Raw genomic sequence first — 10944 nt, forward strand, 5'->3', positions numbered from 1 at the left:
CCACGCGCCATCGACAGGCGTCGACGCGCGGCCAGGGCGTTCAGGTTAGCAGGTAAGCGCGCCAATAGGCGCATCGCCGCGCCACGCGTAATACAATACGGCGGCCTTCCTGATCCAGGCGAAACCCAAGCGCGCCGGCTTTCGGCCCTTCACAGATGCTCGCAGAACAACGTCACCAATACATCCTGGCGCAAGTCGCCAAAACTGGCGCACTTTCGGTCGCTGAACTGGTGCGCGAGCTGAATGTGTCGCGCGAGACGATCCGGCGCGATCTGAATGCGCTGGCCGGGCGCGGCCTGCTGGTCACGACGCACGGCGGCGCGCTATCCAGCGACCGGCACGAGCCCGACCTCGATACGCGCGAGGCTGCCAACGCCGGCGCCAAGCGGGCGATCGGCGAACGTGCGGCCGAGTTCGTGCCGGACGGCGCCTCGCTGATCATCGATTCGGGCAGCACCACGCAAGCGGTGGCGCGGGCCTTGCTCGACCGGCATCGCTTGTCGGTGTACACGAACGACTGGCGCATCGCGCTGCTGCTCGGCCGCCGCAACGATAACCGCGTCACGCTGCTCGGCGGCGAACTGTCGGATATCGAAGACGCCACCTTCGGACTCGATACGGTCCATCAACTGACGCAGTATCACGCGGACTTCGCCTTTATCGGCGCGGGCGGCATCTCGCCGGAAGGGTACCTGACCGACTACAGCCGCATGGCCGCCGAAGTGCGCAGCCGCATGATCGCCGCCGCCGACACGGTGGTGATCGTCGCCGACCATTCGAAGTTCGGGCGCGTGACGCCGGTGCGTATCAACGGCGTTGAGTCGGCGCGTTATCTGATTACCGAACTGGCGCCCGAGCGCGCACTCGGCAAGGCGATCGCGGCGCATGGTCTGGAAATCCTGATCGCCTGAGCGCCGGGGCCCACCCCTCTATTTCACGCGGATGCCAAGCCGCTCGAGCGTACGGCCGATCGCCGCCACCGCGTTATGCAGTTCGTTTGCGTCGATTGCGCCGATGCAACCCACGCGGAAGGTTTCCACTTGCGTGAGCTTGCCCGGATAGAGCACATAGCCGGCCTCGCGCACCGCGGCATAAAAGTTCGCGAAATTCCACGCGGGGTCACGCGGCGCATGGAACGTGACGATTACCGGCGCCTGCACTTCAGGCTTCAGGAACGGTTCGAAACCGAGCGCTTTCATGTCCGTCACCAATACGGCGCAGTTCTGCGTGTAGCGTGCGCCGCGTGCCGCTTGTCCCCCTTCCGCGATGAACTGATCGAGCGCTTGACGCAAAGCAGCGATCACATGAGTCGGCGGCGTGAAGCGCCACTGCGTGGTCTTCTGCATATAGACGTACTGGTCGTGGAGATCCAGCGCAAGCGACGGCGAGCGTCCTTCGCTGCGTTCCAGTACGCTGCGCCGCACAATCGCGAAGCCTATCCCCGGCACGCCTTCAAGGCACTTGCCGCTCGCCGAGATCAATGCGTCGATGCCGCCGCGCCGCAGATCGATCGGCAGCGCGCCGAACGAACTCATCGCGTCGACGATCAGACTTTTGCCGTGCCGCTGACACACCGCGGCGATCTCGTCGAGCGGGTTGAGCAGACCGGCGCTCGTTTCCAGATGCACCTGCGCGACGTGGGTGATGCGCGAGTCGCGATTGAAGGCGTCTTCCATGGCGGCAGCGCTGACCGGTTCGTCCTCGCGCAGCGCCAGCTCGACATAAGCGATGCCTATTCGCTGCAATATTCTGATCAGACGGGCACAATATGCGCCGTTGTTCGGAACCAGCACACAGCCTTCACGTGGCACCAGGGTGCCGAGCGCCGCTTCGACCGCGAACGTGCCGCTGCCTTGAAGCGGTACGCATACATAGTCATTTTCGCCATGTACGATCTTCACGAGGTCGGTGCAGACGCTCTGTGTCATGCGATTGAATGCGGCGTCCCACGAACCCCAGTCGCGCAGCATCGCCTCGCGGGTTTGCGGCGAGGTGGAGAGCGGGCCCGGGGTCAACAGGATGGGGTCGTTTCCAAGAATCACATAGCCTCCGTCATCAGATGAATGGTCGTCGCCCTGACAGGGTGACAAAAAGATTGATTTGGATATTATTGGCGAATTGTGTCATTTTTTGTAATTCGACAGAATAGTCATGGCGTTGTCATGGAAACCTGTGATCCTTGCCGTGCCCCTTCAGGCATGGCAGGCAGCGCGAGTGTCGTAGAGTGAGCTGTGAGTCAGGCTGGGGAAGAAGCGGCAAGGTTGTCGGCAATCTGCAATCTGTACGACAGCTGGCTGAGGGCAACACGCAAGCGGCGCGGCGCGACCGCCGTTTAATCACAACAGGTATCGGGTTATCCCGACCGTCTGGTTTTTTGCCTTTCGGAGAAAGCGACATGACAAAGACGAATTCCCTTTACGCCACTGCCGGCCTGGTGCGCAAATTGTTGCCGGCGCTGGTTGCCGCTGCGGCGTTCGGCGGCACGGCGATTCAGGCCCACGCGGCTGACGCGGTGGTGCTGTACACCGCCGACGGCCTCGAAAACCTCTATAAGGATGTGTTGCCGGCCTTCGAAAAGAAAGAAGGCGTGAAGGTCAACATCGTCACGGCAGGCAGCGGCGAAGTGGTGAATCGCGCCACCATCGAGAAGGATCAGCCGAAGGCCGACGTGCTCGTCACGCTGCCGCCGTTCATTCAGCAAGCCGACCAGAGCGGCCTGCTGCAGGCTTACCAGAGCGCCAACTACAAGAATGTGCCGGCGATCGCCAAGGCGCCGAACGGTGCGTGGGCGACGTTCGTGAACAATTACTTCTCGTTCGCGATCAACCCGGACGTCACCAAGACGCAACCGAAGACGTTCGCCGATCTGCTGCACCCGGACTACACCGGCAAGGTCGCCTACTCGAACCCGGCCACGGCCGGCGACGGTATGGCCGTGATCATTTTGACCACGTCGCTGATGGGCGAAGACAAGGCGTTCGACTATCTGAAGAAGCTCGAAGAGAGCGCCAAGTTCCACACCAAGGGCACCGGCTACCTCGACGTGCTGCTTTCCCGTAACGAAATCGCCTTCGCCAACGGCGACCTGCAAATGGATCTGGACGATGCGGCCAACGGCGGTCTTTCGCTCAAGCCGATCTTCCTCGCAGCCAGCGCCGGCGGTAAGCCGACCACCTTCCAGTTGCCGTACGCGATCGGCCTGATCAAGAGCGGTCCGAACCAGGCAGCGGGCAAGAAGCTGATCGACTACCTGATGTCGACCGACGTGCAAGCCAAGGTGCCGGACATCTTCGGTATTCCGGGCCGCACCGACGTGCCGCTCGCCGGCAAGAACGGCGAAGCCGTCAAGCAGGCAATCGCCGGGGTGAAGCTGATTCCGGTGGACTGGAACCAGGTGATGTCGAAGAAGGCTGACTGGACGGCACGCTGGAAGAGCGACGTGATCGGTTCGTCGGGCAAGCAGCTCGAAGTCGTCAAACCGAAGTAAGCCGTCTAAATAAGCCGTAGTCTGCATTTGAATCAGGCGGCGCCCGGCTATCACGCCGGGCGTCGTATCAGCATTAATTCAGTTGGAGGATGAACCCGGTGAATACGGCCAGTCTTGCTCACCCAGGCGCGCTCGGCGCCACACCGGATGCGCTCGAAGCCGCGCGTTCGAACACGCCGGGCGGCGTGCAGATCGACCATCTGACGGTGCGCTTCGGTTCGCGTACCGTCCTCGACGATCTGTCGTTGACCATCCAGCGCGGTGAATTGCTGACCGTGCTCGGCCGCAGCGGTTGCGGCAAGACCACGTTGTTGCGTTTCATCGCCGGGTTCATTGAAGCGGATGGCCTGTCCGGCACGTTGAGCGTCGCCGGTCACGATCTCACCCACGTGCCGCCGCACAAACGCAATCTCGGCTTGCTGTTTCAGAGCTATGCGCTGTTCCCGCATCTGTCGGTGTTCGATAACGTGGCCTTCGGGCTGCGGGCGCGCCGCACGCCGTCCAAGGATGTCGCGCGACGGGTGGCGGACGCGTTGAAGCTGGTGCAACTGGGCGACGCCGGCCATGTGATGCCCGCACAGTTGTCGGGTGGCATGCAGCAGCGTGTGGCGTTGGCCCGCGCGCTCGTGATCGAGCCCGATGTGCTGTTGCTCGACGAACCGCTTTCCGCACTCGACGCCAATCTGCGCGCCTCGGTGCGTTCCGAACTGAAGGCGCTGCATGAGCGCCTGCCGAATCTGACGATCGTCTGCGTGACGCACGATCAGGACGACGCGCTGGTGTTGTCCGACCGCACGCTGCTGATGCGCGAAGGACGTATCGCGCAACTCGGCACGCCGCAGCAGTTGTACGACACGCCGAACGACGGCTTTGTCGCGCGCTATCTGGGCGCGGCCAATCTGCTGTCGCCGCAGGTCGCCTTCAGCATGGACGACGTGCGTTACAACGAGCGCAACCGCGTGGCCTGTCTGCGTCCGGAAGCGCTGCGCATCGTGCCGCTCGGCGAAGGGCAGTTGCATGGCGCGATCAACTCGGTGGAGTGGTACGGCGCGGTGTTGTCGGTATCGGTCGCGCTGGACGCGATGCCCAGCGAGCCCGTGCTCGTTACGATGCAGCGCGGCCACGGCATGATGCCGGAGAAGGGCGCGCGTGTTTCCCTCCGTTATGAGGCTGACAATGTCGTCCTTATCGAGCCCTGACACCCCCAATCCGCTCAGCGCGGCCGCGGCCGACGCTCGCCGCAGCGCCAGTGCGGCGTCGCATGCGGCAGCGGTGAAACGCCGCGAACGTGCGGCGCAATGGCACCTGCTGTTCATCGCGGTGTTCGTACTCGGACCGCTGGTCGTTTATCCGCTTGTGCGTCTGGTACTGCTCAGTCTGACCGGTCCGCACGGCTTGAGCTTGCAGGCTTACTCGACGTTCTTTGGTAATCCGGAGACGCGCGGCGTGGTCGGCACGACGTTGTGGATCCTGTTTGCCAGTGCCGGGCTCGCGTCGCTGCTCGGCGTCGCGTTGGCGTCGATGTTGTTCTTCAAACCGTTTCCCGGCGCGCGGCTGATTACCCGCTTTCTTGAGTTGTTCGTCGCGTTCCCGTCGTTTCTGGTCGCGTTCACGCTGATTTTTCTGTACGGCTCGCAAGGCTCGGTCAGCATCGGCTTGCAGCGCTTATTCCATCTCGAGGCGCCGCCGCTCAATTTTCTGTTTGGCGTAGGCGGCGTGATCCTCGCCGAAGTGGTGTTCTACGCGCCGTTTGTCGTGCGTCCCACGCTTGCATCGTTCGCCACGCTCGACATGCGTTTGATCGAAGCCGCCCGCAGCCTCGGCGCGAGCGGCTGGATGGTCGCGCTCAAGGTGATCCTGCCGCTCGCATGGCCTGGCATCGCCGCGGGCACGATCCTGTGTTTTCTGCTGACGCTCAATGAGTTCGGCATTCTGCTTGTGCTCGGCAGCGCGCATCTGATCACGCTGCCGGTCGCGATCTACAGCTCGGCGACTGTCGACCTCGATTTGCCGACGGCTGCCGCGGGCGCGGTAGTGATGCTGATCATGTCATTGTCGCTCTACGCGTTGTACCGCCAGGTCAACCGTCGCAAGGTGAAAGGAGCGGGCCATGGCCGTTGAACTCGACCCGACCGTGTTGCCGGTCATGCACAAGAAGGCGCGGCCGGTGCGCCGCAGTCTGCCGGTGCGCATGCTCGGCGGCCTGTTTCTCGGCTTTGCCGCGCTGTTGTGCTTCTGGTTGTTCGTTCTGCCGGTGCTGGTGGTCGCGCTCTCGAGCGTGGCCGGGCACTGGTCCGGCACGATCCTGCCGGACAGCCTCAGCATGCGCTGGTTCGAGCGGCTCGGTTCGAGCGACTTCGACGCGCTGATCACGAGCCTCGAAATCGGCATGGGCGTCGCGGTGCTCGGCACGATTCTCGGCCTGTGGCTCGCGCTGGCGCTCGAAGGGCGTGATCGGCGGGGTCTGGGTGCTTTCGTCGACACCATCGCGATGATGCCCAACGGCGTGCCGAGCGTGGTGCTCGGGCTGGCCGTGCTGATCGCGTACCACAAGCGTCCGTTCGACCTCTCGAGCTCGGCGGCGATCGTCGTGTTCGTGCAGCTCGCGCTGGTGCTGCCGTTCTGCTACCGCTGCGCGGCCGCCGCGCTGCGTCCGGAATTGACCATTCTGCGCGAAGCGGCAGCGAGTCTGGGTGCGCCGCCGTCGATGGTGTTGCGCCGCGTCGTGTTGCCGCAACTGGTGCCGGCTATCCGCGCGAGTCTCGCGCTCGGCTTCGCGCTCTCGCTCGGCGAACTCGGCGCGACGCTTACCGTGTATCCGCCAGGCTTTGCGACGGTGCCGATCGTCGTCGTCGGGCAGGTGGAGCGCGGCTATTATCTGCCGGCTTCCGCGCTGTCGCTGATTCTGCTGCTGGTCTCGCTTGCCGCGTTGTTGCTGATCGCGGCGCGTGTCCCGCGTCGTCGCGTCGACTGACGAGCATTGGCGTGCCACGCGGCGCGCAAACACCTATCGATGTGGTGAAATGTGCCAAAATGACCGAATATATGCAAACTGCTTCTGTCGATCCGATTGAGGTTGTGCGCAGGCATTCGCTGACGGCGCTGGTCCGCGACGAAATCGAACGGCACATCATCGAAGGGACGCTCGCGCCCGGCGACAAGCTCAACGAAGCCGACTGGGCCGCGCGTTTGCAGGTCTCGCGCGGGCCGGTGCGCGAGGCGTTTCGCGCGCTGGAGCAAGCGGGCCTCGTGCGCACCGAGAAAAATCGCGGCGTGTTCGTGCGAACGGTGTCGCTGGCGGAGGCGGACGAGATTTACGCGGTGCGCGCCGTACTCGAAGAGGCGGCGTGCCGGATGCTGGCTTCGAGTATCAATTCACGCAAGCTGGCCGTGTTGCGCGAGTGGCTCGACGCGATGCGCGACGCGCTCGATGCACAGGATCACGATGCCTACACGCGGGCGAACGTGGCGTTTCACGATGCGATCGTGGCGGCATCGGGTAACGAGAAGTTGTACGAGACATACCGACGACTGGTAAGCGAACTGAGCCTGTTTCGCCGCGCCGCGCTGGTGGTGCGTGCCGACGCGATGGAGCGCTCGCTCGCCGAGCATCGCGCGATTCTGACGGCGCTGGCCTCACGCGACGCCGAACGTGCTGCCGCGCTGATGCATGCGCATGTGAACGGCGGCCTGCAGCGCGCGCGTGAGGCGTGCGAGTCGGCGGGGCCGTTGGGCCCGGCGCAGAGGCCATCAGCCTCGAACGGTTGAGACTGGTTGCAACATATTGGCTAGAGCACGCGTGCTCTTCACGCATGGAAGGTAACAATGGCAAACGCAAGCGAACATACGATCGAAGTCAACGGCCGCAGCTACCGGCTGCCCTTGCAACCGACGGTCGTGGTGTGCGTCGACGGTTGCGAATACGATTACCTCGAAGCCGCGGTCGCTGCGGGCGTCGCGCCTTTCATCGGCAAGATGCTCAAGGGCGGCGCGGCGTTCAAGGGCGACTGCGTGATTCCGTCGTTCACCAACCCGAACAATCTGTCGATCGTATGCGGCGTGCCGCCCTCGGTGCACGGCATCTGCGGCAATTACTTCTGGGATCCGAGCGCGAACGGCGGCGAAGGCGCCGAAGTGATGATGAACGATCCGGTTTATCTGCGCGCCGGCACACTGCTGGCAGCCGCTGCTGAAGCAGGCGCCGCAGTCGCCGTGGTCACCGCCAAAGACAAGCTGCGCCGTTTGCTGGGCTGGCAACTCAAGGGCATCTGTTTCTCGGCGGAAAAAGCCGACACGGTGACGCGCGAAGAAAACGGCATCGACGAAGTCCTCGATCTGGTCGGGTTGCCCGTGCCTGACGTGTATAGCGCCGGTTTGTCCGAGTTCGTATTCGCCGCAGGCGTGCGGCTTGCCGAAACCCGCAAGCTCGACTTGATGTATCTGTCGACCACCGACTACATCCAGCACAAATGGGCGCCGGGCACCCAAGGCGCGAACGACTTCTACGCAATGATGGACGGCTACCTCGCGAAGCTCGATGCCCTCGGCTGGGTGATCGGCCTCACCGCCGACCACGGCATGAACGCCAAGCATGATCCGAAGACCGGCGAGCCGAACGTGATCTATCTGCAGGACGTCATGGACGAATGGCTCGGCGCTCGCCGAGCCCGTGTCATCTTGCCGATTACCGATCCGTATGTCGTCCATCACGGCGCGCTCGGGTCGTTCGCGACGATTTACCTCCCGCGCGATGTGAGCGTCGCGCAGGTGATCGAGCGGATCGGCGGTTTGCACGGCATCGAAGTGGTACTCGACAATCGCGACGCGTGCGAGCGCTTCGAGCTGCCGAACGACCGCGTCGGCGATATCGTCGTGGTCAGTACCAAACATGTGGTGCTCGGCACGCGGCGCGATGAGCATGACCTGTCAGGACTGACCGTGCCGTTGCGTTCGCACGGTGGGATTTCCGAGCAGGAAGTGCCGCTGCTGTTCAGTCGGCGCGTCGAGGCTTTGCCCGCAGGTAAGCGGCTGCGCAACTTCGATATCTTCGACGTCGCATTGAATCACGTGTCGGCATCATGAACACCGTACTGCGGGACCATCCGGCATTTCGGGCCGAGGCGCTGCGGCTCAAAGGCGAGCGGGCGACGCGCTCACGTACCCTCGACGTGCTCGACCCATTTACGGGGACACGCGTGGGCACGGTCCCGCTGGCGAGTGTCGACGACGTACGCGCCGCGTTCGAATATGCCGCCGCGTATCAGGCGACGCTCACACGCTACGAGCGTTCGCAGATTCTCGAACGCGCCGCGGCTTTGCTGCGGGAGCGGACCGAGGAGGCCTCCGACCTGATTTCGCGCGAGTCAGGGCTGTCGAAACAGGATTCGCGCTACGAGATCGGCCGTGTCGCCGATGTGTTCAAGTTCGCCTCGATCGAAACCTTGCGCGACGACGGGCAGAGTTTTTCCTGCGATCTCACACCCCATGGCAAGAAGCGCCGCGTGTTTTCGCAGCGTGAGCCGCTGGCGGGGGTGATCGTTGCGATTACGCCGTTCAACCATCCGATGAACCAGGTCGCGCACAAAGTTGCGCCGGCGATTGCGACGAATAATCGGATGGTGCTGAAGCCGTCGGAGAAGGTGCCGTTGTCGGCGCTTTATCTGGCGGACATTCTGTACGAGGCCGGCTTGCCCATGCCGATGCTGCAGGTGCTGACCGGCGATCCGCGCGAAATCGCCGACGAGCTGATCACGCATCCTCTGGCGGAGCTCGTGACCTTCACGGGCGGCGTGGCGATCGGCAAATACATTGCTGCGAAGGCGGGCTACCGGCGCATCGTGCTGGAACTGGGCGGCAACGACCCGTTGATCGTGCTCGAGGATGCCGATCTCGAGCGTGCGGCGACGCTCGCCGTGCAGGGCTCGTATAAGAATTCCGGCCAACGGTGTACCGCGGTCAAGCGGATGCTGGTGCAAAAGAGCGTGGCTGCGGACTTCACGGATCGGGTCGTGGAGAAGACGCGCGCCTGGTCTTTCGGCGATCCTTTCGACGCGTCAAATCAGATGGGCACCGTGATCGACGTCGCCGCAGCGCAGCTATTCGAAGCGCGCGTCAACGAGGCGGTTGCGGCCGGCGCACGTTTGCGCATCGGCAACCAGCGCAACGGTGCGCTTTATTCGCCGACGGTGCTGGATGGCGTTGATCCGTCAATGTCGCTGGTGCGCGAGGAAACGTTCGGCCCCGTGTCGCCGATCATCACCTTCGATACGCTCGACGATGCTATCCGTATCAGTAACGGGACGCCGTTTGGTTTGTCCTCTGGGGTGTGCACGAACCGGCAGGACGCGATCACGCGCTTCATCAACGAATTGCGCGTGGGGACGGTCAACGTATGGGAGGTGCCGGGATACCGGATCGAACTGACGCCGTTCGGCGGCATCAAGGATTCCGGGCTTGGCTATAAAGAAGGCGTTCAGGAAGCGATGAAGAGCTTCACCAACCTGAAGACCTTTTCACTACCGTGGGAGTAATAGCGTGGCATTGAGTCTGAACGACATCCGTTCATTATTCGAGCAATACGGAAATCTCGCCTACAGCGGTGAGCCGGTGACGCAACTCGAACACGCGCTGCAAAGCGGCGCATTGGCAGAAGCGGCGGGCGCCGCCGATGAACTCGTTGCCGCTGCGTTTTTGCACGACCTCGGCCATCTGCTGAATCTGCAAGGCGAAACACCGACGGAGCGCGGCATCGACGACTTGCATCAGTATTTCGCGCTGCCGTTCTTGCGGCCGGTGCTGTCGGACGCGGTATTGGAGCCGATCCGGTTGCACGTCGACGCCAAGCGCTGCCTATGCGCGATCGACGATGCATATTTCGGCCAGCTTTCCGCCGATTCGGTGCGAAGCCTGGATTTGCAAGGCGGCATCTTCAGCAAGGACGAGGCGACGGCGTTCCTGCAGAAACCCTACGCGGAAGATGCATTGCGGCTGCGCAAATGGGACGATCGCGCAAAAGAAGAGAGCCGGTCGACGCCGGGCCTCGATCATTATCTGGGCGTAGTCGAGCGCGTGATGCACAAGCGCGCGGCCGCCTGAACGAGTGGTTTTCGGCTCATCTTCGAGTGTGTTTGTTGTGCCCACTTCGCGCCATTTCTGGCGCAATCCATACGCATCAAAATAACGCTTGCAAGCCACCGTCTGGCTCGCTAGAATCTCGCTCTTTCGTGCTTCGGACACCGGAGCACGGGAGGCGGGAGAGCCAGCAATGGCGGGGGTTTCCGGTGTGTCGGGCAGGGTGATGAAGCTGAAGAAACCTGTTGACGACGTAGCGAAAGTTCTCCATAATCTCGTTTCTCTGCTGCTGATGCAGCGACGCAGAACGAAGCGGTGCCGGGTAGGTGAAGGTGGCACGGTTCGGTGGTGATTGCGTATTCGATCTTTAAAAATTAACAGCCGAT

General features: G+C 62.9%; 10 protein-coding genes. 9 read left to right on the forward strand and 1 reads right to left on the reverse strand.

Annotated features, from left to right (window positions below; genetic code table 11):
- Window positions 1-155 precede the first annotated feature (155 nt).
- Complete coding sequence (locus tag ACAX43_RS31520) at window positions 156-911, forward strand: DeoR/GlpR family DNA-binding transcription regulator (RefSeq protein WP_370712250.1); 756 nt, start codon at window positions 156-158, stop codon at window positions 909-911.
- 18 nt (window positions 912-929) lie between these two features.
- Here the strand turns inward: ACAX43_RS31520 and ACAX43_RS31525 are convergent, their stop codons facing one another.
- Complete coding sequence (locus ACAX43_RS31525) at window positions 930-2042, reverse strand: 2-aminoethylphosphonate--pyruvate transaminase (RefSeq protein WP_370712251.1); 1113 nt, start codon at window positions 2040-2042, stop codon at window positions 930-932.
- Between the two features lie 353 nt (window positions 2043-2395).
- Here ACAX43_RS31525 and phnS point away from each other — a divergent pair, with 353 nt between their 5' ends.
- The 8 genes from phnS (at window position 2396) to ACAX43_RS31565 (ending at window position 10582) form a co-directional block, all read left to right on the forward strand.
- A complete protein-coding gene (gene phnS, locus ACAX43_RS31530; RefSeq protein ID WP_370712252.1) occupies window positions 2396-3487 on the forward strand; it encodes a 2-aminoethylphosphonate ABC transporter substrate-binding protein in 1092 nt (363 codons plus the stop codon).
- Between the two features lie 98 nt (window positions 3488-3585).
- Window positions 3586-4686: a 2-aminoethylphosphonate ABC transport system ATP-binding subunit PhnT gene (gene phnT / locus ACAX43_RS31535; protein ID WP_370712253.1), complete on the forward strand. Its 1101-nt coding sequence runs from the start codon at window positions 3586-3588 to the stop codon at window positions 4684-4686.
- Complete coding sequence (locus ACAX43_RS31540; protein ID WP_370712254.1) at window positions 4664-5608, forward strand: 2-aminoethylphosphonate ABC transporter permease subunit; 945 nt, start codon at window positions 4664-4666, stop codon at window positions 5606-5608. Before phnT ends, ACAX43_RS31540 begins: the two co-directional genes overlap by 23 nt.
- Window positions 5598-6461, forward strand: coding sequence for a 2-aminoethylphosphonate ABC transport system, membrane component PhnV (gene phnV, locus ACAX43_RS31545; protein ID WP_370712255.1), 864 nt, complete (start codon window positions 5598-5600; stop codon window positions 6459-6461). Before ACAX43_RS31540 ends, phnV begins: the two co-directional genes overlap by 11 nt.
- 59 nt (window positions 6462-6520) lie before the next feature.
- Window positions 6521-7255 carry a phosphonate utilization associated transcriptional regulator gene (locus ACAX43_RS31550; RefSeq protein ID WP_370712256.1) on the forward strand — a complete coding sequence of 245 codons (735 nt, stop codon included), beginning with the start codon at window positions 6521-6523 and terminating at the stop codon, window positions 7253-7255.
- A gap of 57 nt (window positions 7256-7312) precedes the next feature.
- Window positions 7313-8569, forward strand: coding sequence for a phosphonoacetate hydrolase (gene phnA / locus ACAX43_RS31555; RefSeq protein WP_370712257.1), 1257 nt, complete (start codon window positions 7313-7315; stop codon window positions 8567-8569).
- Entirely contained in the window at window positions 8566-10017 is a 1452-nt protein-coding gene (gene phnY / locus ACAX43_RS31560; RefSeq protein WP_370712258.1) for a phosphonoacetaldehyde dehydrogenase, read from the forward strand. The genes phnA and phnY overlap by 4 nt, the downstream gene beginning before the upstream one ends.
- Before the next feature lie 4 nt (window positions 10018-10021).
- Window positions 10022-10582 carry a phosphonate degradation HD-domain oxygenase gene (locus tag ACAX43_RS31565; RefSeq protein WP_370712259.1) on the forward strand — a complete coding sequence of 187 codons (561 nt, stop codon included), beginning with the start codon at window positions 10022-10024 and terminating at the stop codon, window positions 10580-10582.
- Window positions 10583-10944 lie beyond the last annotated feature (362 nt).

Source organism: Paraburkholderia sp. IW21 (genome assembly GCF_041321145.1).
In the GTDB taxonomy this organism is placed as follows: domain Bacteria; phylum Pseudomonadota; class Gammaproteobacteria; order Burkholderiales; family Burkholderiaceae; genus Paraburkholderia.